Origin of the sequence: Nonomuraea sp. NPDC047529, from assembly GCF_040642995.1 — a bacterium.
In the GTDB taxonomy this organism is placed as follows: Bacteria; Actinomycetota; Actinomycetes; order Streptosporangiales; family Streptosporangiaceae; genus Nonomuraea.
The window spans coordinates 222,837-244,767 of the sequence record NZ_JBEYTJ010000003.1; the positions used below are offsets into that span (position 1 = coordinate 222,837).

General features: G+C 70.6%; 19 protein-coding genes. 17 read left to right on the plus strand and 2 right to left on the minus strand.

The annotated features are described in order from the left end of the window. Nucleotides 1-39 precede the first annotated feature (39 nt). Nucleotides 40-1,128, plus strand: a complete 1,089-nt coding sequence (locus tag ABZ815_RS07515; RefSeq protein WP_357695061.1) for a family 2 glycosyl transferase — start codon at nt 40-42, stop codon at nt 1,126-1,128. Nucleotides 1,129-1,242: 114 nt separating this feature from the next. After that, nucleotides 1,243-2,892, plus strand: a complete 1,650-nt coding sequence (locus tag ABZ815_RS07520; RefSeq protein ID WP_357695063.1) for a glycosyltransferase — start codon at nt 1,243-1,245, stop codon at nt 2,890-2,892. 90 nt (nt 2,893-2,982) lie between these two features. On the opposite strand, the gene ABZ815_RS07525 is transcribed toward ABZ815_RS07520, so the two are convergent. After that, nucleotides 2,983-4,371 carry a glycosyltransferase gene (locus ABZ815_RS07525; RefSeq protein WP_357695065.1) on the minus strand — a complete coding sequence of 463 codons (1,389 nt, stop codon included), beginning with the start codon at nt 4,369-4,371 and terminating at the stop codon, nt 2,983-2,985. 236 nt (nt 4,372-4,607) lie between these two features. On the opposite strand from ABZ815_RS07525, the gene thrC reads away from it, so the two are divergent. From thrC to ABZ815_RS07550, 5 genes are all read left to right on the plus strand, one after another. Continuing rightward, a complete protein-coding gene (thrC, locus tag ABZ815_RS07530; protein ID WP_357695067.1) occupies nt 4,608-5,666 on the plus strand; it encodes a threonine synthase in 1,059 nt (352 codons plus the stop codon). Between the two features lie 44 nt (nt 5,667-5,710). Next, a complete protein-coding gene (gene thrB, locus ABZ815_RS07535; RefSeq protein WP_357695069.1) occupies nt 5,711-6,616 on the plus strand; it encodes a homoserine kinase in 906 nt (301 codons plus the stop codon). Between the two features lie 454 nt (nt 6,617-7,070). Beyond that, the gene (gene rho / locus ABZ815_RS07540; protein ID WP_357695071.1) at nt 7,071-9,083 is read left to right on the plus strand and encodes a transcription termination factor Rho; all 2,013 of its coding nucleotides are present in this window, start codon (nt 7,071-7,073) and stop codon (nt 9,081-9,083) included. Between the two features lie 146 nt (nt 9,084-9,229). Further along, nucleotides 9,230-10,495: a sensor domain-containing protein gene (locus ABZ815_RS07545; protein ID WP_357695073.1), complete on the plus strand. Its 1,266-nt coding sequence runs from the start codon at nt 9,230-9,232 to the stop codon at nt 10,493-10,495. 10 nt (nt 10,496-10,505) lie between these two features. Beyond that, entirely contained in the window at nt 10,506-11,141 is a 636-nt protein-coding gene (locus ABZ815_RS07550; protein WP_357695075.1) for a response regulator transcription factor, read from the plus strand. Nucleotides 11,142-11,181: 40 nt separating this feature from the next. On the opposite strand, the gene ABZ815_RS07555 is transcribed toward ABZ815_RS07550, so the two are convergent. Further along, the gene (locus ABZ815_RS07555; protein ID WP_357695077.1) at nt 11,182-12,267 is read right to left on the minus strand and encodes a hypothetical protein; all 1,086 of its coding nucleotides are present in this window, start codon (nt 12,265-12,267) and stop codon (nt 11,182-11,184) included. 220 nt (nt 12,268-12,487) lie between these two features. Here ABZ815_RS07555 and rpmE point away from each other — a divergent pair, with 220 nt between their 5' ends. The 10 genes from rpmE to ABZ815_RS07605 all read left to right on the plus strand — a co-directional run bounded on the left by rpmE (nt 12,488) and on the right by ABZ815_RS07605 (nt 21,887). Then, complete coding sequence (gene rpmE / locus ABZ815_RS07560; protein WP_352320396.1) at nt 12,488-12,706, plus strand: 50S ribosomal protein L31; 219 nt, start codon at nt 12,488-12,490, stop codon at nt 12,704-12,706. Nucleotides 12,707-12,792: 86 nt separating this feature from the next. Continuing rightward, nucleotides 12,793-13,845 (plus strand): peptide chain release factor 1, encoded by a 1,053-nt coding sequence (gene prfA, locus ABZ815_RS07565; protein WP_357695079.1) that lies wholly within the window; start codon nt 12,793-12,795, stop codon nt 13,843-13,845. Then, entirely contained in the window at nt 13,842-14,696 is an 855-nt protein-coding gene (gene prmC / locus ABZ815_RS07570; RefSeq protein ID WP_357695081.1) for a peptide chain release factor N(5)-glutamine methyltransferase, read from the plus strand. Before prfA ends, prmC begins: the two co-directional genes overlap by 4 nt. A gap of 1 nt (nt 14,697) precedes the next feature. Then, on the plus strand, nt 14,698-15,354 hold the full coding sequence (locus ABZ815_RS07575; protein WP_357695083.1) for an L-threonylcarbamoyladenylate synthase: 657 nt from the start codon (nt 14,698-14,700) through the stop codon (nt 15,352-15,354). An 88-nt stretch (nt 15,355-15,442) separates the two neighbouring features. Then, entirely contained in the window at nt 15,443-17,839 is a 2,397-nt protein-coding gene (locus ABZ815_RS07580; RefSeq protein ID WP_357695085.1) for a hypothetical protein, read from the plus strand. After that, entirely contained in the window at nt 17,839-18,213 is a 375-nt protein-coding gene (locus ABZ815_RS07585; protein ID WP_357695087.1) for a hypothetical protein, read from the plus strand. Before ABZ815_RS07580 ends, ABZ815_RS07585 begins: the two co-directional genes overlap by 1 nt. A gap of 226 nt (nt 18,214-18,439) precedes the next feature. Further along, a complete protein-coding gene (glyA, locus tag ABZ815_RS07590) occupies nt 18,440-19,705 on the plus strand; it encodes a serine hydroxymethyltransferase (RefSeq protein ID WP_357695089.1) in 1,266 nt (421 codons plus the stop codon). A 57-nt stretch (nt 19,706-19,762) separates the two neighbouring features. After that, nucleotides 19,763-21,052 (plus strand): MraY family glycosyltransferase, encoded by a 1,290-nt coding sequence (locus ABZ815_RS07595; protein ID WP_357695091.1) that lies wholly within the window; start codon nt 19,763-19,765, stop codon nt 21,050-21,052. A gap of 131 nt (nt 21,053-21,183) precedes the next feature. Beyond that, the gene (locus ABZ815_RS07600) at nt 21,184-21,606 is read left to right on the plus strand and encodes a hypothetical protein (RefSeq protein ID WP_357695093.1); all 423 of its coding nucleotides are present in this window, start codon (nt 21,184-21,186) and stop codon (nt 21,604-21,606) included. A 65-nt stretch (nt 21,607-21,671) separates the two neighbouring features. Further along, nucleotides 21,672-21,887 (plus strand): AtpZ/AtpI family protein, encoded by a 216-nt coding sequence (locus tag ABZ815_RS07605; protein ID WP_357695095.1) that lies wholly within the window; start codon nt 21,672-21,674, stop codon nt 21,885-21,887. Nucleotides 21,888-21,931 lie beyond the last annotated feature (44 nt).

Below are 21,931 nucleotides of genomic sequence, written 5' to 3' on the forward strand. Positions count from 1 at the left end.
TAGGCGCCGATCCCGTCCCGACCGGAGGAGCGCCGTTCCATGTCCGTCACCCCCTGCGGCTTCACGCGTACGCCGGGCAAGGGGTTCGCCCGGCTGCACTGGGCGGGCGGATGGCAGGTCGACGGCGGGCCGCCCGAGGTGCCCGAGCTGCACTCGCGGCGCGGGCTGGAGATCGACTGGCCCGCCGCGCCGGTGCCGCTCGACGGCCTGACGGCCCTGGCCGGCGCGGGGATACCGCTGACCGCCAAGGACGCCCCCGCGTGGGTGCCGGGCGACCTGGCCGCGCTGCTCACCGACCGCGACTGGCTCGTCGAGCCCGACGGCACCGCGCGCTGCCTGGCCGACCTGCGGCGGGAGGAGCACAGCGTACGCCTGCGCCGCCTGGCGCACCGGCCGGCCCGCACGTCGGCCGGCCCGACGGTCAGTGTCGTCATGTCGACCAAGCGGCCCGCCCTGGTCGGCGCGGCGCTGGCGCAGATGGAGCGGCAGCGCGGCGTCGAGGCCGAGGTCCTGCTCGGGCTGCACGGGGTGGCCTTCGAGCAGGTACGCGCAGCCGTCGAGGCGTGCTCGCTGCCCGTGCGATGGGTCGAGGCGGAGCAGACGGTGCCGTTCGGCGAGGTGCTGAACCGGGCCGCCGCCCCGGCGTCGGGCGACCATCTCGCCAAGTGGGACGACGACGACTGGTACGGCCCCGACCACCTGGCCGACCTCCTCATGGCCCGCTCGTACGCGGGGGCCGACGTGGTGGGCACGACGGCCGAGTTCTTCTACCTGGAGCCGTTGCGCGCCACGATCCGGCGGACGACGTTCGCGAGCGGGGCGGCGTACCCCAGCGAGGTCTGGGCAGATCATGTGGCCGGAGGCACCATTTTGCTCGAAACGGCGAAATTTCGGGAAATTGGAGGATTTCCCGCACTGCCGCGGGCGGTCGATCTGGAGTTCCTGAAAGCGGCGCAAAAGATCGGCGCGCGCACCTATCGCACGCACGGCCTCGGCTACGTGCTGCGCAGGGCGCTCACCGCCGAGCACACCTGGCAGCTGCCGCTGGCCCATTTCGTCAGGATCGCCACGAACCAATGGCACGGCTTCCGGCCGAGCCTGCTGATGGAACCGCATGAACTCGCATGAATCCGCACGTGCCTGTTCGGACCCGCTGAACCTGTTGAACCCCGCCCGATGGACCCCGCATGAACCCGTGCTCGATGGAAGCCGCATGAACCCGTGCCTGCCGATGGACCCCGCATGAAGCCCGGCCAGAACCCTCCGGTGCGCGGCAACGACTACCGCGTGCTGCGTCCGGGCGAGGACCTCACCCCGTCGCTCAAGGTCAGCGTGATCGTCCCGGCCTACGGTGGCCAGGACAAGCTGGACCTGGTGCTGGCCGCCCTCGCCCGCCAGACCTACCCGGCCGCGCTCACCGAGGTCATCGTCGTGGACAACGGCAGCTCACCGCCGCTGCGGCTGCCCGCCACCCGGCCCGAGGGCACCCGCCTGATCGTCTGCTCCCAGCCCGGTCGCGCGAACGCCCGCAACGCCGGCCTGGCCGAGGCCACCGGCGACGTGATCCACTGGCTCGACTCCGACGTCGTCCTCACCCCGGGCGCGATCGAGGCCCACATGCGCTGGCACCACGCGGCCCCGTACCTGGTGGTGACCGGCTACATCAGGTTCACCGACGCGCCGGTCCCCGCCGAGCTGCCCGCCGACCTGGAGAATCACTTCGAGCCCGCCGAGCCGCACACCTGGATCGTCGACCTCGTCGAACGCACCGACGGCCTCACCGCCAACCCCCAGCGCCCCTTCAGCCTGCACGTCGGCGGCGCCACCTCCGTGGGCGCCCGCCTGATCGAGGCCGCCGGGCCCATGGACGACGAGCTGATCCTCGGCCAGGACACCGAGATGGGCTACCGGCTGGGCCAGGCCGGCGCGGTGTTCGTGCCCGAGCCGCGCGCCCGCGCCTACCATCTCGGCCCGACCATGCGCATGCGCGACAAGGAGTCCATCGACCGGGTGAGCCACGCGTTCGTGGCCGACCGCATCCCGGCGTACCGGTGGTTGCGCTCTCATCCGTCCAGGCACTGGAAGATCCCGTACGTCACCGCCGTCGTGGACGGCACGGCCGGCTACGACAGCGTGCGCGCGACGGTGGACGCGCTGCTCGCGGGCACCGTCCCCGACCTGTCGGTGCTCCTGCTCGGCCCCTGGGACGAGCTGGGCCGCGAACGCCGCTCCCCGCTCAAGGACCCCGACCTCGACCTGGCGCTGGTCCAGGGCCACTACCGGCACGAAGGCCGGGTGCGCCTGGCCGTCTCCGAGGAGGCCGCGCAGATCGATCCGGCCACGCCCTTCGTGTTGCGCCTGCCGCCCGGCTGGATCCCCGGCGAGGACACCGTCGCCGGCCTGCTCGACCTGGCCCGCGACGAGGGGCTCGGGCTGGTCTCCGTGCTGCTGCGGGAGTCGTCCCAAGGGGTCGTCGCGGCCCGCCTGGAACGCCGGTCGTCCTTCGCCAGGGCCCGCATGGTCGCCGCCGGCGACCCCGGCGACCTTGACGACGTGGTGGACGCCGTGTCCGGCGTGTCCTGGGTCGAGGGCGAGACCTACGGGTTCACCACGGAGGCGGCGCCCCTGGTCGGGCGGCGCGGGGCGTACCGGGCGCGGATGGAGGCCCAGGCCGAGGCCGAACGGCTGACCAGGGAGGCCGACCGCCTGCGCGCCCAGGTGAGCAAGTGGAAGGACGAGGCCACACGGTGGCGCAAAGCGGCCGTCGAGCTGCGGCGCGACGTGAGCACCCTGCGCCGCCAGCTCGCCGCCGCGAACCGCGCCCAGCAGAGCCTGCGCACGCTGCTGTCCGCCACGATGAAACGAGCACTGGGCCGCCGCCTGCGCGGCTGACCCCCGACACAGCCAGGCCCCGGGGCGGCCGGTGACCTTCGACACGACCAGGCTCCGGGGCCGCGCGGGCGCCCCCGGCGTCCAGGGAGGTCAGTTCGGGCGGAGGGCTGACTTCAGCCGTCGGAACAGGGTGTTCTCGGCGGACTCGGCCGGAACCGCCACCGTCGCGGGGATGGTGACCGGCTCCGGCTGCGGCGGCGCGGGCCAGTAGCGGTCCGGCGGCTCGTGGCGCACCCCGTGGGTGGTGTCGATGACGTCGTCGAGGTCGGCGCCGGGATCGGCGAGCAGCAGCGCCCGGCCCAGCGCCGAGGTGCGTTCGAGCCGGGCCGTGCGCCCGTCGGGCAGGTCCACGACGAGCACCCCCGCCAGGTCCTTCTGCACCGACTCGACCATGCGCTCAAGCGTCGCCCGGTGCAACGGCACGTCCACCGGCCCCCGGTAGCGGAACGGCGTGGGCGCGGGCGTCGGCGCGGCCTCGTCGATGAGCCGGATGCGTTCGTCGTGCGCGAACAGGTCGCGCATGAGCCGCAGTTCGAAGCACGGGTCCGACAACACCGCGCGCCGTCCGTCGTCGAGCCGCGACCACGGGCCCACCAGCGTCAGGACGACGTCCTGGAGCTTGCCGTCCAGGGCCGCCGCCACCGCCCGCCGCACCACCGACTCGGAGGTGTCGGTGACGTCCAGCACGATCTCCACGTACGGCACCAGCCACCGCCGCCCCCGGTCCTTGCGCAGGTCCCGGCGGAGCGGGATCCGGTGCGCCAGGTACGGCTCCACCGCCCGCACGGCCCGCTCCCGGTCGCGATGCTGCGCCGGCAGCCCGAGATGCACGGCCTGGGCGGCCGGGTCCGGCACGAACACCACGCCGTGCATGGCCAGCCGGTAGGAGAACTCGGTGTCCTCGCCGCGCACCACGGTCGGGTCGAGGCCGCCCACGGCGTCGAAGACCTCGCGGGGGAGTGCGAAGGTCGGCCCGGTGCACACGTGGTACGGGTTGCGGCTCCTGCGCAGCCCGTCGGTCTTCTCGATCGTCGCCTCGGTCGAGCTCGACACGGCCCCGGCCAGGTCGAACACCTCGTCCAGACGTCCGGCGCCGAAGACCTGGCGCGCGGTGACCGGCGGCGCGTCGACGAACTTCTTCATCCCGATGGTGACCAGGTAGTCGGTCACGTGGTGCCAGCGGGCCAGGGCCTCGATGTGCTCGCGGCAGGCGACCATGTCGGCGTCGAGCCGCTGGATGATCTCACCGTCGGCGGCCTTCGCACCCGTGTTGACCGCGTTCGAGATGCCCCAGCCGTCGCGTACCGGGACGAGCCTGGTGTTGACCGGCCGGATCTCCGGCAACCGGACGGGCGGCGCGCTGCCGTCGTCCACGACCAGGACCTCCATCAGCTGGTCCGGGTACGTCTGCGCGGCCAGCGCGGCCAGCGCCAGATCGAGTTTGTCCTGCCCGCCGTGCGCCGGTATCACCACGCTCACGGACAACCCCGGCGACCAGGCCCCGAGCTCCGGCGGCACTACTGGTGAATAGTCGTTCTGCCTCAAAGCAGGACGCGCGTTCATGGTGACCCCCTGCCGAGACCTTATCGGGAGATGCTGAGAATTTCCTGAATAGTGCCGCTGTCCAACGACCTGTCCACACAGTGGACTCGGCTCCGCGTCACCGCCGCGCACCCCGTACACTCGGTGGCCAACACCGCAGGTAGGGAGTCATCATGGGCAGGTCATGGCGTGGCCTCATCGAGGAGTACCGAGAGCGTCTTCCGGTCACCACGAAGACGCCCGTCATCACGCTCCTGGAAGGCGGCACCCCGCTCGTCCCGGCGCACCGCGTGTCGGCGCTGACGGGCTGCGAGGTCTATCTGAAGGTCGAGGGGGCCAACCCGACCGGCAGCTTCAAGGACCGTGGCATGACCATGGCCATCAGCAAGGCGGTCGAAGAGGGCGCCAAGGCGGTCATCTGCGCCTCCACCGGCAACACCTCGGCCAGCGCGGCGGCCTACGCCGTACGCGCGGGGCTGACCTGCGCCGTGCTGGTGCCCAAGGGCAAGATCGCGATGGGCAAGCTGGCGCAGGCGCTCGTCCACGGGGCCACGCTGCTGCAGGTCGAGGGGTCGTTCGACGACTGCCTGGAGATGACCCGCAAGCTGTCCTCCAGCTACCCGATCGCGCTGGTCAACTCGGTCAACCCGTTCCGGCTGCAGGGCCAGAAGACGGCCGCGTTCGAGATCGTCGACACGCTCGGTGACGCGCCCGACATCCACTGCATCCCGGTGGGCAACGCGGGCAACATCTCGGCCTACTGGATGGGCTACCAGGAGTACGCCGCCGACGGGGTCTCGACGAAGCGTCCGCGCATGTTCGGCTTCCAGGCCAGCGGCTCCGCGCCGATCGTCGAGGGCGCTCCGGTGACCCATCCCCACACGATCGCCACCGCCATCCGCATCGGCAACCCGGCGTCCTGGGGCCTGGCCACGGCGGCGCGCGACGAGTCCGGCGGCGTCATCCAGGCGGTGACCGACCGGCAGATCGCGGCGGCGTACAAGCTGCTGGCCCAGGAAGAGGGCGTGTTCGTGGAGCTGGCCTCGGCGGCGAGCGTCGCGGGGCTGCTCCAGGCCCACTCCCAGGGGCTCGTGGAGCCCGGGCGGCGCATCGTGTGCACCGTCACCGGCAACGGCCTGAAGGACCCCGACTGGGCCATCGCGGGCGCGCCCGCCCCGGTGGTCATCCCGATCGACGTGCACGCCGCCGCCGCGGCGCTCAACCTCGCCTGAGGCCCGCACGGGCAGTGAGCGAACGACGAGGGAATCGTGAACCAATGACGACGGTGCGGATCCGCGTGCCGGCCACGTCGGCCAACCTGGGGCCCGGCTTCGACGCGCTGGGCCTCGCGCTCACCCTCTACGACGACGTGGAGGCCACGCTCACCGCCGAGCCGGGCGTGCGCGTGAGCGTGGAGGGCGAAGGCGCGGGCGAGGTGGACCTCGGCGAGGGACACCTCGTCCTCAGGGCCATGCGCGAGGCGTACACCCGCATGCGAGCGCCGCAGCCCGAGGGCATCAGCCTGCGCTGCGTCAACCGCATCCCGCACGCCCGCGGCCTCGGCTCGTCCTCCGCGGCCGTCTGCGCCGGCATCCTGGCCGCCCGCGCGCTGAGCGACGCCGTCCTGTCCGACGACGACGTCTTCGCGCTGGCCACCGAGATGGAGGGCCACCCCGACAACGTCGCTCCGTGCCTGGCCGGGGGCCTGACGGTGGCCTGGACCGACCACGCCGGAGCGCCGCGTATGGTGAAGCTGGCCCCCGACGAGAGGGTCCGTCCGGTCGCCGTCGTCCCGACGACGCGGCTGGCCACGGAGACCGCTCGGGGGCTCTTGCCGAAGGACGTGCCCCACAAGGACGCCTCCTTCAACGCCGGCAGGGCCGCGTTGCTGATCGCCGCGCTGACCTCGCGACCGGAACCAGAGCTGTTGCTCGCCGCCACCGAAGACCGTCTCCACCAGCCCTACCGCGCGCCTGCCATGCCGGAGAGCGCACGTCTGGTAGAACGTCTGCGTGCAGTCGGCGTGCCCGCGGTCGTTTCGGGGGCGGGTCCCACGGTTCTTGCGTTTTCGTCACCGGATACGCAGGATTTGATCGCGCCAGAAGTGGGTAATGACTGGCACATCCAGCAAATGGACGTCGACCCGGTTGGTGCGAACGTTCAGTTCCCCGAGACACGCTGATGCCTCTTTAGACCTTCAGGGAATAGCCGTGTGCGCTGGTGATGTTAGGCTGATAGCCGCACCAGATGCCCCCTTGGTGGGTGCGTGCTTGTCAGCCATACATCGCTGCATCATGTTTCACGTCGCGAGGCGTGAGCAGCGCGGCTGTCTCCCCGGAATCCGTTGCCTCCGGTTGGCCCACACCCGGTTGGCTCAACGTGAGGCGGCGACGACGGGGACCTGCGCGTTCGACGCACATCGACATCTGGTTGGCGACAGCAATCTGGGGGGTGTCAGCCACGCGCCACGGTCCTGTGGCGGCCTGGACGAACCCCTCCCCAAGAGTGGCGGCCGTCCGCGACAGCCGAAGATCGCAACGTGCACCCCGACCCGGTCTGTCCCGCCGGGTCGCAAGCACCTCCGGGACGCCCGGCAGAACAAAACCGGCGCCCGACCCCTGGGAAGGACCTTTTAGTTGAGCGACACCACCGAACTCCTCTCCGACGCACCAGGCGTTCAGCCCGCGTCCGGCGACACCCCCACCCGCGCCGCGGCCAAGCCTCGTGCGCGTCGCTCCGGCACCGGCCTGTCCGCCAAGGTGCTGCCCGAGCTGCAGAAGATGGCCGCTGAGCTGGGCATCAGCGGCACCGGGCGCATGCGGAAGAGCCAGCTCATCGCGGCCATCCAGGAGAAGCAGGGTGGCGCCTCCGGAGACGGCGCTCCGGCGGCACCCGCGGTCGAGGCTGCGCCCGTCATGACGGAGGCGGCGCCTCCCGTGGCCGAGCGGCCCACCCGTACGCGCAGGGAACGTTCCCGCACCAAGCCCGCCGAGGAGGCCGCTCCGCAGGCCGCCGAGCCGGTGGCCGCGGCCCCCGAGCCCGTGGCCGCGCCGGCCGAGCCGGCCGTCGAGCAGCAGGCCCAGGTCGTGGACGCCGGTCAGGCCGACACGCGGGGCGAGCGTGAGAGCCGTCGCGAGCGGCGCAGCCGCGGCGAGCGCCGCGAGCGCAGTGACCGCGGCGAGCGCAGTGACCGCGGTGACCGTGGCGAGCGCAGTGAGCGCAGTGACCGCGGTGACCGTGCCGACCGCGGTGAGGGCGGCCGCGCCGAGAGCGGCCGCGGCGACCAGCGCGGCGACCAGCGCGGTGACCAGCGTGGCGACCAGCGCGGTGACCAGCGCGGTGACCAGCGCGGTGACCAGCGCGGTGACCAGCGCGGTGACCAGCGTGGTGACCAGCGTGGCGGCGTCGACGACGACGGCAGCGGCCGTGGCCGCAGGGGCCGTTTCCGTGAGCGCAACCGCGGCCGCGGTCGTGACCGCTTCGACAGCACCGAGCCCGTCATCGGCGACGACGACGTGCTCATCCCGATCGCCGGCATCCTCGACATCCTCGACAACTACGCGTTCGTCAGGACCAGCGGCTACCTGCCGGGCAGCAACGACGTCTACGTCTCGCTGGCCCAGATCCGCCGCAACGGCCTGCGCAAGGGCGACGTCATCACCGGCGCGGTGCGCCAGCCGCGCGACGGCGAGCGCCGCGAGAAGTTCAACGCCCTGGTCCGCCTCGACACCGTCAACGGCATGGACCCGGAGCAGGCCCGCAACCGGCCCGACTTCAACAAGCTGACGCCGCTCTACCCGCAGGAGCGCCTGCGCCTGGAGACCGAGCACAACATCCTCACCACGCGGATCATCGACCTCGTCTCGCCGATCGGCAAGGGCCAGCGCGGTCTGATCGTCTCGCCGCCGAAGGCCGGCAAGACGATGGTGCTGCAGGCGATCGCCAACGCGATCACCCGCAACAACCCCGAGTGCCACCTGATGGTCGTGCTCGTGGACGAGCGTCCCGAAGAGGTCACCGACATGCAGCGGTCGGTCAAGGGCGAGGTCATCCACTCGACCTTCGACCGTCCGGCCGAGGACCACACCACGGTCGCGGAGCTGGCCATCGAGCGCGCCAAGCGCCTGGTGGAGCTGGGTCACGACGTGGTCGTCCTGCTCGACTCGATCACGCGACTCGGCCGTGCCTACAACCTGGCGGCCCCGGCCTCCGGTCGTATCCTGTCGGGTGGTGTCGACTCCACGGCGCTCTACCCGCCCAAGCGCTTCTTCGGCGCCGCCCGCAACATCGAGAACGGCGGCTCGCTGACGATCCTCGCCACGGCCCTGGTCGAGACCGGCTCCAAGATGGACGAGGTCATCTTCGAGGAGTTCAAGGGCACCGGCAACATGGAGCTCAAGCTCAACCGCTCCCTGGCCGACAAGCGCATCTTCCCCGCGGTCGACGTCGACGCGTCCGGCACGCGTAAGGAAGAGATCCTCATGGGCAAGGACGAGCTGCAGATCGTCTGGAAGCTGCGGCGGGTGCTGCACGCTCTGGACATGCAGCAGGCTCTGGAGCTTCTCCTGGAGAAGATGAAGGAGACCAAGTCCAACGCCGAGTTCCTCATGCAGGTCCAGAAGACCACGGTGAGCAACGACCGCGACTAGCGGCCGCGCGCCTTGAGGGGCGGTGGGGAGTTCTCCCCGCCGCCCCTTTCGCGTTCGCGCGGGGCCGAAGGGGTGGGGTTAACCCCACCCGTGGACCGGACGCCTGCTCCATTCACCCCGCCCGTGCCGCCGGGCAGGCTGGAGGCATGCGATCGGTGAGGCTGAAGGACAGGGTGCGGTTCGGGCCGATGGGGCCGTTAGGGGTGCTGGTGGACCCCATGACCTGGCGCGCGGCTCCGTACCTGCTGGTCAGCGCGGGGTTCGGGGTGGCCTGGTTCGTCGTCGTAGCCCTGGCGACGACGGTCGCGGTGCCGCTGGTGATCGTCTGGGTGGGGTTGCCGCTGACGATGGCGGCCGTGCTGATGTGGCGCGGCGGGGCGATGCTGGAGCGGCGGCTGATGGGGGCGGCGTTCGGGGTGCGGATCGCGGACCCGTACCGGAGCAGGCCCGAGGGCGGGCTGCTGGCGCACCTCACCTGGCTGCTGGGTGACAAGGCCACCTGGCAGGACCTCGGCTACCTCCTCATGCTGGTGCCGCTGGGCCTGGTCGAGTCCGCGTTGTCGGTCGCGTTGTGGACGGCCACGGGGATGCTGCTGCTCGCGCCCTTCGCACGCGTCCTGTACGTCCTGGGCGACGTGCGCAGCGGCCTGGTCATCGACGACTGGACGGGCGCGCTGGCGGCGGGCGCGTTCGGGGTGCTGCTGCTCGTCGTGACGGCCTATCTCGTACGGGGGATGGCCTGGCTGCACGGCACGCTCGCCACGGTGCTGCTCGGCGGCAGCGAGGAGGAGCGGCTGCGGGCCAGCAGGGCCAGGGGCATCGACGCGGCCGAGGCCGAACGCCGCAGGATCGAGCGCGACCTGCACGACGGCGCGCAGCAGCGGCTGCTGTCGGTGGCGGTGGACCTCGGACGGGCGCAGGCCAAGTTCGACACCGAGCCGGAGGCGGCCAGGACGCTGATCGTGCAGGCCCACGCGGGCACGAAGGCGGCCATCGCCGAGCTGCGCAACCTCGCCCGCGGCATCCATCCGGCCATCCTCACCGACCGCGGGCTCGATGCGGCGCTGTCGGGGCTGGCCGCGCGGGCCCCGGTGCACGTGGACGTCTCCGTCGAGCTGTCCGAACGGCCGCCCCCGGCGGTGGAGAGCATCGCGTACTTCATCGTCGCCGAGGCCCTGACCAACCTGGCCAAGCACTCGGGCGCGACGGAGGCGTCGGTGACGGTGTTCAGGGACGACCGCGGCGTGGTCGTGGACGTGTGGGACAACGGCATCGGCGGCGCCCTCGTCACGCCGGGCGGCGGCCTGTCGGGGCTGGCCGACCGGGCGGCCACCATCGACGGCGTGCTCGTGCTGCACAGCCCTGTCGGCGGGCCGACGATCGTGCGCGCGGAGCTGCCCTGCGAATGGTAGTCATGTGCTCATGCGCGTGGTCATCGCCGAGGATTCCGTACTGTTACGCGAGGGGCTGGCGCGGCTGCTCGCCGACGGCGGCTTCGAGACCGTGGCCGCCGTGTCCGACGGGCCGGCGCTGGTGGCCGCGGTCCTCGAACACGAGCCCGACCTGGCGATCGTCGACGTGCGCATGCCGCCCACCCACACCGACGAGGGGCTGAAGGCGGCGCTGAGGGTCCGCGCGGCCCGGCCCGACTTCCCGATCCTGGTGCTGTCCCAGTACGTCGAGGAGCGTTACGCGGGCGAGCTGATCGGCCGCGCCGTCGGCTACCTGCTGAAGGAGCGGGTGGCCGACGTGGCCGAGTTCATGGAGGCGGTGCGCCAGGTGGCGGCGGGCGGCACGGTCGTCGACCCGGAGGTCGTCGTGCAACTGCTCAGCCGCAGGCGCAGGGGCGCGCCGCTCGACCTGCTCTCCCCCCGGGAGCGCGAGGTCCTGGCCCTGATGGCCGAGGGCCGTTCGAACACCGCCATCGCCTCCAGGCTGGTCGTCACCGAAGGCGCGGTGGAGAAACACGTGTCCGGCATCTTCACCAAGCTGGCCCTCGGGCCGGCGCCCGAGGACCATCGGCGGGTACTCGCCGTCCTGACGTACCTGGGTCGCTGATACGGCCTGCACCCGGGGTTGGGGATGCGGGCCGTACCCGCTACCTGACGTCCACGAACTCCTGCGGCGACAGGGAGGTGCGCGTCTTGCTCGTGCCGGGCACCTTGACCTGGAAGTAGCCGTCCTTCTTGCCCTTGAACGTCTTGCTGTACTTGCCGGTCGAGGTGGCCTTGGCGTAACCCATGAACTTGTACGTCTTGGTGCCCTTGGTCTTGAAGTACACCTCGACGATCTTGCCCTTGTACGCCTTGGTGCCGCGGTAGACCTTGCCGTACACCTTGAACGCGCGGCCCTTGGTGACCTTGTTCGGGGCCGAGATCGTCACCCGGGTCTTGACCTTCTTCGACGCGCCGCCGGTCGGGGCGACGACCGAGAACGACGCCTCGCCCTTGAGCGTCTGGCCGCCGCGGGTGGCGTACACCTCAAGGGTCCAGGAGCCCTCGGTGGTGTCGTCGGTGAAGTACGTGACGCCCCGGTAGTAGGTGTCCGACTCCTTGGCCAGCTCACCGAGGTCGTAGTACTCGCTGGTGGTGTCGCTGACGAGCTTGGCCGAGACCGTGCCCGCGTCCTTCACCGACGCCTCGACCGTGACCTTGGTGTCCCTGCCCTTGACGAGCTGGACCGGGTCGGGCGTGACGTTCGCGCCGGAGATGCCCTGCTTGCCGGAGACCTTGACGGTGAAGGTGCTCGGGCTGCTCCCGCCCGACCGGGCGACGTTGACGGTGAGCTTCCAGTCGCCCGCCGGGTCGTCCTTGCCGATCGTCCACTTGCCGGTGATCGTCTTGTCCGCGACCGGGGACGGCGTGGTGGTCGGCGTGGCGGTGGGGGTGGACGTGCTCGGCGTGCTCGGCGTGAAGTCGAACGTCACCGTCTTGGCCGTCTTGCCGGGCGGCTCGATGGTCCCGGTCACGCCGGTGACGGTGTCCGGGTTCTTGAGCTTGAGCGTGACGGTCGCGTCGACGTCCTTCTCCAGGGGGATGTACGCGTTCGCCGACGCGTCTCCCGTGAAGTCGTCCGCCAGCGCGTACGCCGAGGCCGACGCGCCGGTGGCCGAGAGACCGGCGCCTCCGAGGAGAACGGCGGCCCCCGTGGCGGCCGCGAGGAGCAGCCGCACCCTTCTCTTCATCAGTTGGGTGATCCTTTGGCTAAGTCCCATTTGAGGGGAAAGTGATAGTTTGTGCGTGGGAGCCTAGTGTGACGCGTGCGGCCGCGTCATGAAGATCGTGGGAATGCCTCATGGCCTGGGGAGGTTGCACGATCTGGCACACTGGTAGCTGACCATTTTGCGGTTCCGGTTCACGCCATGCGTGAAGGCGACCCGGCGGCCGCAGCCCGAAAGGACAGCCATGAAGCCCGACATCCACCCCGATTACCACGTGACGCAGGTCTCCTGCTCCTGCGGTAACACGTTCACGACCCGCAGCACCGCGAAGAACGGCGTCATCCACGCCGACGTGTGCTCCGCCTGCCACCCGTTCTACACGGGCAAGCAGAAGATCCTCGACACCGGCGGCCGGGTGGCTCGCTTCGAGAAGCGCTTCGGCAAGAAGGCCACGGGCAAGTAGCTTCACCGACGCCGACCCGGCCCGCACCACGTGCGCCGGGTCGGCGTTCTTGGTGAAACGGCATTCAAACCACTGAAGGACCCACGGTGAACCTCGACGAGTTGCTCAAGGAGTATTCCGAGCTGGAGCTGCAGCTTGCCGACCCCGCCGTGCACGCCGACCAGAACAAGGCCCGCACCTTCGGCCGGCGCTACAGCCAGCTCACCCCGATCGTCAGCACCTACCGCGAGCTCGACTCCGCCCGCGACGACCTGACCGCGGCCAAGGAACTGGCCGGCGAGGACGAGGCGTTCGCCGCCGAGGCGGCCGAGCTCGAAGAGCGCATCCCGCAGCTTGAGGAGAAGCTCAGGCACCTGCTCATCCCGCGCGACCCCAACGATGACAAAGACATCATCATGGAGATCAAGGCGGGCGAGGGCGGCGAGGAGTCCGCGCTGTTCGCCGGCGACCTGCTGCGCATGTACCTCCGGTACGCCGAGCGCCTGGGCTGGAAGACCGAGATCATCGACACCCAGCCCTCCGACCTCGGCGGCTACAAGGACGTCACGGTCGGCATCAAGGCCAAGGGCGACGAGGGCGTGTGGTCCAGGCTCAAGTTCGAGGGCGGCGTCCACCGCGTGCAGCGGGTGCCCGTCACCGAGTCCCAGGGCCGCATCCACACGAGCGCCGCGGGCGTGCTGGTCTACCCGGAGGCGGAGGAGGTCGAGGTCCAGATCGACCCCAACGACCTGCGCATCGACGTCTACCGCTCCAGCGGTCCCGGCGGCCAGAGCGTCAACACGACCGACTCGGCCGTCCGCATCACCCACCTGCCCACGGGCGTGGTCGTCTCCTGCCAGAACGAGAAGAGCCAGCTCCAGAACAAGGAGTCGGCGATGCGCATCCTGCGTGCCCGCCTGCTGGCCGTGGCCCAGGAGCAGGCCGACGCCGCGGCGCAGGCCGAGCGCAAGTCACAGGTTCGCACGGTCGACCGTTCCGAGCGCATCCGCACGTACAACTTTCCCGAGAACCGGATTTCCGACCACCGCGTAGGCTTCAAGGCGTATAACCTCGACCAGGTTCTCGACGGCGAGCTCACCGCCGTCACCCAGGCACTCATCGACGCCGAGATGGCGGAGAAGCTCGCACAACACTCATGACATTTCTGCTGGACGAGATCGCTCTAGCCACCGCCCGGCTGGCCGAGGCAGGTGTGCCTTCGCCGCGCACCGACGCGGAGGAGATCGCGGCGTTCGTCCACGGCGTGCGCAGGAGCGAGCTCCACACGGTCAAGGACTCCGACTTCGACGCGCTGTTCTGGGAGGGCATCGCCCGGCGCGAGGCGCGTGAGCCGCTGCAGCACATCACCGGCCACGCCTACTTCCGCTACCTGGAACTGGCGGTCGGCCCCGGCGTGTTCGTGCCGCGGCCGGAGACCGAGGTCATGGCCGGGTGGGCGATCGAGACTCTGCGCGCCATGGACGTGACGGCCCCGCTCGTCGTCGACCTCGGCACCGGCTCGGGGGCCATCGCGCTGTCGATCGCCCAGGAGGTCGCGCTCGCCGAGGTGCACGCCGTCGAGGTCGACCCGGCGGCCTACACCTGGGCCAAGCGCAACATCTCCGAGCTGGGCCAGGGGCGTACGCACCTGCACCCGGAAGACCTCGCCGGAGCCCTTCCCGAGCTCAACGGCAAGGTCGACCTGGTGATCTCCAACCCGCCGTACATCCCGCCCGGCGCCATCCCGCGCGACCCCGAGGTCCGCGACTACGACCCCTCCAGGGCCCTGTACGGCTCCGGCGACGACGGGCTGGGCGAGGTGCGCGCGGTCGAACGCACCGCCCGCCGCCTGCTCCGCCCCGGCGGCTGGGTGGCCGTCGAACACGCCGACGAGCAGGGCAGGGCCGTCTACCTGACCTTCCCCGAGGACAACGGTTGGCGCGACGTCCGCCTGCGCCAGGACCTCACCCGAAGGGACCGCTTCGTCACGGCCAGACTCGGCCAGGACTAGGATGCACGCCGTGGGAAGACGCTTTGACTGCTCCGACCTCGACCAGCGCGCCGAGGGCCTGATCGAGGCCGCCACCGCCGTGCGCCGCGGCGAGCTGGTCGTGCTGCCGACCGACACCGTCTACGGCATCGGCGCCGACGCGTTCATGCCGCCGGCCGTCACCGCGCTGCTCGACGCCAAGGGGCGCGGCCGCGACATGCCTCCGCCCGTCCTCGTGGGCACCGTCAGAGCCGCCACAGCGCTCGTGGACGACCTCGGGCCCTATGGGCAGGATCTCATCGACGCCTTCTGGCCCGGGCCGCTCACGCTGGTCTGCAGGGCCAACAGGGCCCTTTCCTGGGACCTGGGGGACACCAAGGGCACGGTCGCGGTCCGCATGCCGCTCCACCCGGTCGCGCTCGACCTGCTCAAGGAGACCGGCCCGATGGCCGTCTCCAGCGCCAACCGCTCCGGCGCCCCCGCGGCGACGACGGCGGAGGAGGCCCAGGAGCAGCTCGGCGACTCGGTCGCGGTCTACCTCGACGGCGGCAAGACCACCGACAACACGCCCTCCACCATCCTCGACCTCACCACGGCGGTGCCCCGCCTGCTGCGCCGCGGCGCGATCCCGGTGGAGAAGCTGCGCGGCATCATCGGTTACGTCGCCACCGACGACTGACGTATACCGTCTTTTTATCCCGGCTGCGGCGGTGCCTCGGACACGATTACGGTGAGTCCCGGAACGGCGACACGTCCGGGAGTGGCCCATGGGCAAGTTCGACGGCATGGATCCGCAGCTGGTCCGTGACCTGCTGACCGAGGTCAAGCACGCGTCCTCGGTGCTGCGTACGGCCGAGGACCAGGTCAGAGCGGTGATGAGCCGTGCCAGGCTGTCCACGCGGAGCACCCATCGTCCGGTCCAGGTGGCCGACTCCGCCGATCACATGGTCAAGGACGTCAACGCGCGGCTGGCCGTCCTGGAGAAGCGCGCCGACGGGAAGCTGGGCGACACGTCGAAGACGGGCGGCGGCGGCAAGGACGACGAGCCCAAGGAACTGCCGGGCACCCGCAACGACAAGTACGACAACCCCCGCGCCGACGACTCGACCCCTGCCACCCCCAAACACCCCGACGCCTCGAAGGACCACGACCCGAAGCCCACCGAGCCACCTTCGAAGGCCCCCGACACCAAGCCCGCCGACCCACCCGCCCCGAAGGACCACGACCCGAAGCCCACGGAACCACCCACGCCGAAGGACCACGACACCAAGACGGGCGACGGGCACAAAGCGGGCGACAGCCCGAAGACCGGCGATGGCACCAAGACCGGCGACGACGCCAAGGCCGACGCTGACGGCAAGTCGTGCGACGACACCGACAAGGACACCGGGACCCGCACGAACGACCCTCGCGGAACCGACACCCGGACCGGCGACACCTCGTCCGTCGACGATCCGAAGGCCGCCGACCAGGACAGCAGGCGCGACCGGGGAGCGGAAGCCGACACCGGCACGACCGACGTCCCCGCCAACGACCGACCGGCCGACGCGCACAAGCCCCAGGTCGTGGTGGTCGACGGCGTGAAGGTCCTCCAGGTCCCCATCGACCCGCCCACGGCCGAACAACTGGAGTCCCTGCTCAAGAACGTCGACAACGTGCAGCCCGCCGACATGCCGACGGTGCACGCCGATGGCGCCGGGGCGACGGCGGGCGGGGGCGAAGGACTGTCGGTGCCGACAGGAGAGGGCGGCACCGACCCCTCGACCACCACCCCAGGCACCACCGGCCGCCACCCCTACGACACACCAGGACTCCCGGACACCCACGTCGGCACATCAGAGGCCGCGGGCTCCCACGTCGGCACCGCAGGGGACACGGGCTCGCACGCCGGCACCGCAGGGGACACGGGCTCGCACGCCGGCACCGCAGCAGGCGAGAGCGGTCACCACGGCACTCCCGGAGACGCGGGCAACGCCCACGGCACCCACCCCGACGGCGCTTCCTCCACCCAAACCCGCCCCGACGCCACCACCGGCACTGGCACCCAGCCCATCGGCGACACCGGTCAAGCCGACGGCACAAATGGCCACACGGACCACGGCACGGGCCGAACCGACGGGTCCACCGGCGTCGCGAACAGCGACACCGGCCGCTCCGACGGCGGCACCGCGGACACCGGCCGCTCGGACGGCGGTACTACCGACACCGGTCGCTCCGAGGGCGACGCCTGCGCGGACGGCAAGGACGCGAACGGCAGCCGTGACGCCGGTGGCGGCAACGCTGATGGCGCGCGTTCCGACGGGGCTCGGGCTGATGGCGGTGCCGCGAATGGTGGTCGTGACGTGGGTGGCCGTGATGGTGGTGGCTACGGCGGCGGGGGAGCTGACGGGGTTCGGGCTGATGGGGGCGCCACGAATGGCGGTCGTGACGTCGGCGGCACTGATGGCGGCGGCTATGGCCGCGGTGCTGACGGGGCTCGGGCTGATGGCGGTGCTACGAACGTTGGTCGTGACGTCGGTGGGGGCTCCGGTGGCGCGGATGGCGGACGCGCCGATGGCGGGACTGGCGGTGAGGCAACCGATGCCGGTCGCTCTGATGGTGGTGCAGCGGACGGGCGTCGTGCTGATGGCGGCGTCGAGGCTGGTCGGGGCGGTGGTGGTACTGCCGATGGAGGTGGGGGTGGGCGTGGTGATGCTTCTACCGGGGTGCGGATTCCGCCTACGGCGCCGGGGGGAGGGGCGGCCGTACCTCCTGGAGGCGACGTACCGGCTGGGGGAGCAGGGGGCGCGAGCGCAGGTGGTGCGACGGCTACGGCGGCGGACGGTGGTGCGGGTGCTTACGGCGTGAATGCTCATCACGGTGCCAGCGGTCACGGTGCAACCGGTCATGGCGTCGGCGGTGGGGTGCAGGGGTTGGATGTCGGCGGCCATGGCGGGAAGTGGGTGAGTGTGGGTGACGGGGTCGTGGCGGTGGAGTTGCCCGACGCCGGGGAGGACGTGCTCAGGACGCTGATGCAGGACGCCCGCGACATTCAGCCGCTCGACATGCCATCCGTGGAGGTTCCGCCCGGCGAGTACGGCAAGGGCGAATGGATGCCCGAGGACATCAGGCCGGACGGTCCGACAGGTGAGATCGACTCCGGGACGCCGGGAAGGAGTGCGTGATGTACGTCGACCCGCCCGCCCCCAGGCCCAGGAGCAGGGACGAGATGCCCCCCGTCACCGCGGCGGGCCCGCTGGACAACCAGCCGCTGGCCTACGAGTTCAACCCGGACTACGAACGTCTCATCACCGCCTGGAACACCGTCATGCCCATGTTGGAGAAGCTCAGCACGGCCCTCGACAAGGCGTACACACTGGCCAAGAGCCCGCAGACCTGGGACGCCCCGGTCGGGGAGCGCTATGTGCAGGACATCCGGGAATGGCGGTCCAAGCTGGCCATCTACCGCCACTCCGTGCTCACCGCGATCAGCGATGAGGCCGACGACACCCCGAGATGGATCCCCAGCCAGACCGGCGCACCGCACGCCTTCCCCTGACCCGCAGGCGCCCCCCGCAGGCGCCCGTCTCCGCGAACGACGGCCCTCCCAGATGACGGCTCCCATGGGCAACGGCCCTCACGGGTGAGGGTCCTCAAAGCCAAGGGTCCTCACGGGGAGCGGCCCGGCGAACGACCACCGCCACGCGCAACCACCCCGGACGAGACAACGACCGCCACGGGCCTTCTACCTGGGCAAATCGGGCATGCGGTCGTACAGTGAAGGGATGGGTGGTGAGCCCTACTACGGTCCCGACTTCGGGCAGTTGCGGCGGCAGGATCCCGAGCTGGCGCAGGTGCTGCTCGACGAGCTCGCACGGGTCCGCGCCGGCATCCAGCTGATCGCCGGCGAGAACTTCACCTCCCCGGCCGTCATGGCCGCCCTGGGTTCCACCCTCACCAACAAGTACGCCGAGGGCTACCCCGGCAGGCGCTACTACGGCGGCTGCGAGGTGGTCGACCGGGCCGAACGCCTGGCCGTCGAGCGGGCGCGCAGGCTGTTCGGGGCCGAGCACGCCAACGTCCAGCCGCATTCCGGGGCCACCGCCAACCTGGCCGCCTACGCCGCGCTGCTCCAGCCGGGCGACACCATGCTCGCCATGGCGCTCCCGCACGGCGGCCACCTCACGCACGGCTCGAAGGTGAACTTCTCGGGAAGGTGGTTCGACGTCGCCTCCTACGGCGTGCGGCGCGACACCGAGCTCATCGACTACGACGAGGTGCGGGACCTGGCGCTGCGGCGGCGGCCCAAGGTGATCGTGTGCGGCGCGACCGCGTACCCGAGGCTGATCGACTTCTCGATCTTCCGCGGCATCGCCGACGAGGTGGGCGCGTGGCTGCTCGCCGACGTGGCGCACCCGATCGGGCTGATGGCGGGCGGGGTGATCCCGTCGGCGGTGCCGTACGCGGACGTCGTGACGCTGACCACCCACAAGGTGCTGCGCGGGCCGCGCGGCGGCGCGATCCTGTGCACGGAGGAACTGGCCGCGAAGATCGACCGGGCGGTGTTCCCGTTCGTGCAGGGAGGGCCGCTGATGCACGCCGTGGCGGCCAAGGCGGTGGCGTTCGGGGAGGCGCTGCGGCCGGAGTTCGCCGAGTACGCGGGCCGCGTCGTCGCCAATGCCCGTACGCTCGCCGACGCGCTGGCCGTGGAGGGCATGCGTCCGGTCACGGGCGGCACGGACACCCATCTGGCGCTGATCGACCTGCGCGAGCTGGGCGTGTCCGGGGCCGAGGCCGAACGGCGCTGCGCGGCCGCCGGGATCACGCTCAACCGCAACGTCATCCCGTACGATCCGGAGCCTGCGGCGGTCACCTCGGGGATCCGGGTGGGCACGCCGTGCGTGACCACGCAGGGCATGGGCCCGCGTGAGATGAAAGAGGTGGGAAGTCTGGTCTCGTGCGCAGTGCGCGATCCGTCCGTCGCGCCCGAGGTCAGGGAAAGAGTGTCGGCGCTTCTCGCCATCCATCAGCCATATCTCAGCGAATATTAAGCTGGTCTGTGTCGGTTTCCGGTCACAGCTGGCCGGAGCATCCGGGAAACTAGGTCCGTGCGCGAATACCTGTTCATGGCGCTCATCTCGGCAGCGGTGACGTATCTGCTGGTCCCGCTGGTGCGCCGCTTCGCCATCCGCATCGGAGCCATGCCCGAGGTTCGCGAGCGCGACGTGCACACCACGCCGACGCCGAGGCTCGGCGGCCTGGCCATGTACGGCGGCCTGGTGGTCGGCCTGCTGGTCGCCACCCAGCTGAAACACACCGGCGAGGCGCTGTCGGAGTACAACCCCAAGGCGGTCACCGCGCTGATCGTCGCGGGCGGCCTGATCACGCTCACCGGCTTCCTCGACGACTGGTGGGGCATGGACGCCTTCATCAAGCTCGGCGGGCAGATCGCGGCGGCGGGCGTGCTGGTCTTTTTCGACCTGCGGCTGCTCTACATTCCGCTGCCCAAGGACTGGGGCGGCTCCACCAGCCTCGACTACACGCTGAGCACGATCATCACCATCATGATCGTGGTGGTCACCATCAACGCCGTGAACTTCGTCGACGGTCTCGACGGGCTCGCGGCCGGCATCGTGTGCATCGCCGCCATGGCCACGTGGGCGTACTCGATCCTGCTGGCCCAGAGCATGAGCGTGGGGAACATCACCACGACGGCGGCCATCGCGGCCGTCCTCATCGGCACGTGCCTGGGTTTCCTGCCGCACAACTTCCATCCCGCGAAGATCTTCATGGGCGACACCGGGGCGATGCTGATCGGGCTGGTGCTCGCCTCGTCGATCGTCACGGTCACGCCGCTCGACCCGGCCGCCATCGAGGACATGAACAAGGTCCCGGTGCTGCTGCCGCTGATGCTGCCGGCGGCGGTGCTGGTCCTGCCGCTGATCGACCTGATCACCGCCGTGGTCCGGCGCACGTCCCACGGCATGTCGCCGTTCGCCCCCGACCGGGGTCACCTGCACCACCGGCTGCTGGACATCGGCCACTCGCACCGCCGGTCGGTGCTGATCATGTACGCGTGGGCGTTCCTGTTCGCCTTCGGCTTGGTGGCGATGTCGCGCGAGGGCGTGCCGGTGCTGCTGTTCGTCGTGGTCATCGTGCTGGCGCTGGCGGTGCTCGTCCTGATGGCGGCGCCGCGCTGGCGGGGCAGGGGCGGCGCGCACTCGGCGGCGCGCAACAAGCAGCCCGACGACGACGGCCCGCCCACCGGCCCGATGCCGCCGATCCCGCCGGACACCGAGGTCAGGCGGCAGATGCCGCCGCAGAGCGGCCCGTCCTCGCAGGAACGCGCGAGCGCCGAGGGCAAACCGGTCATTCCTGCATTTCCGAGTCGTCCTTGATCGGGAACTAGAAACGGCAGGTAAAAGCGGTCTTCCGTGAGCTTGTGATATCTTTCACGAGCAGGGACCTCCAGACGCACATGTTCTGGAGGTAGCAAACGCTCGCTTGACAACATGCTGATGGAGCACCGATGCAGGCCAACGACGTGCGCGTACTCAAGAGCGCCGCTGTTCCGACCTTCGCGGTCGGGGTGGTCGCGGTCATCGTCGCTTTCCTCGTGGCGGGCGGCAAGGGAGCGCTCGGCGCGGCCCTCGGCACCTTGCTCGTCGGAGTTTTCTTCAGCGTCAGCGTGGTAGCGGTCTCCTATGCCGCCCGCGTCTCCCCGCAGATGATGGCGATCGCGGCCATGGTCAGCTACCTCGTCAAGGTCATCGCCATCATGGCGGTGCTCACCGCCTTCCGTGAGACCACCGCCTGGAACACCCAGGCCTTCGCGTGGTCCGTGGTCGGCTGCACGCTCGTCTGGACCGGGTTCGAGGTCCGCGCGTTCATGAAGACCAAGATGCTCTACGTCGACCCCGAAGCCTCGGTCCCCGGAAAGGGCGACTCATGAGGCAGGTAAAGGGATGGGGTCCGATATGACTAGTCCTCCACTCGCCTGCTATCGTCGGGGCCGCGATGAGCGCACAGGAACGCCGACCGGAACACGACGGTCGCGACTTCTCCGATGCCATGTGGTCAGTCCCCAGCTATCTGCTCGCCGGGATGGCGATCTATGGCGGTCTCGGGTGGTTGCTGGACCGGTGGCTCGACATGTCCGCGTTCTTCCCCATAGGCGTGGTCCTTGGGGTCGTGCTCGGCGGCTACGCGGTCTACCGGAAGTTCGGTCGCTAACCCGACGCAGCGATCGCCTCGCTGAGGAAACCCTTGTGATCCAC

Bases quoted from the DNA above. Each gene is read 5' to 3' on its own strand.
- ABZ815_RS07555 (WP_357695077.1), bottom strand. From the start codon at position 12,267: ATGAAGAGAAGGGTGCGGCTGCTCCTCGCGGCCGCCACGGGGGCCGCC.
- rpmE (WP_352320396.1), top strand. From the start codon at position 12,488: ATGAAGCCCGACATCCACCCCGATTACCACGTGACGCAGGTCTCCTGC.
- ABZ815_RS07545 (WP_357695073.1), top strand. From the start codon at position 9,230: ATGCGATCGGTGAGGCTGAAGGACAGGGTGCGGTTCGGGCCGATGGGG.
- glyA (WP_357695089.1), top strand. From the start codon at position 18,440: ATGGGTGGTGAGCCCTACTACGGTCCCGACTTCGGGCAGTTGCGGCGG.
- thrB (WP_357695069.1), top strand. From the start codon at position 5,711: ATGACGACGGTGCGGATCCGCGTGCCGGCCACGTCGGCCAACCTGGGG.
- ABZ815_RS07585 (WP_357695087.1), top strand. From the start codon at position 17,839: ATGTACGTCGACCCGCCCGCCCCCAGGCCCAGGAGCAGGGACGAGATG.
- ABZ815_RS07550 (WP_357695075.1), top strand. From the start codon at position 10,506: ATGCGCGTGGTCATCGCCGAGGATTCCGTACTGTTACGCGAGGGGCTG.
- ABZ815_RS07575 (WP_357695083.1), top strand. From the start codon at position 14,698: ATGCACGCCGTGGGAAGACGCTTTGACTGCTCCGACCTCGACCAGCGC.
- ABZ815_RS07580 (WP_357695085.1), top strand. From the start codon at position 15,443: ATGGGCAAGTTCGACGGCATGGATCCGCAGCTGGTCCGTGACCTGCTG.
- ABZ815_RS07600 (WP_357695093.1), top strand. From the start codon at position 21,184: ATGCAGGCCAACGACGTGCGCGTACTCAAGAGCGCCGCTGTTCCGACC.
- ABZ815_RS07515 (WP_357695061.1), top strand. From the start codon at position 40: ATGTCCGTCACCCCCTGCGGCTTCACGCGTACGCCGGGCAAGGGGTTC.
- ABZ815_RS07520 (WP_357695063.1), top strand. From the start codon at position 1,243: ATGAAGCCCGGCCAGAACCCTCCGGTGCGCGGCAACGACTACCGCGTG.
- prmC (WP_357695081.1), top strand. From the start codon at position 13,842: ATGACATTTCTGCTGGACGAGATCGCTCTAGCCACCGCCCGGCTGGCC.
- ABZ815_RS07605 (WP_357695095.1), top strand. From the start codon at position 21,672: ATGAGCGCACAGGAACGCCGACCGGAACACGACGGTCGCGACTTCTCC.
- thrC (WP_357695067.1), top strand. From the start codon at position 4,608: ATGGGCAGGTCATGGCGTGGCCTCATCGAGGAGTACCGAGAGCGTCTT.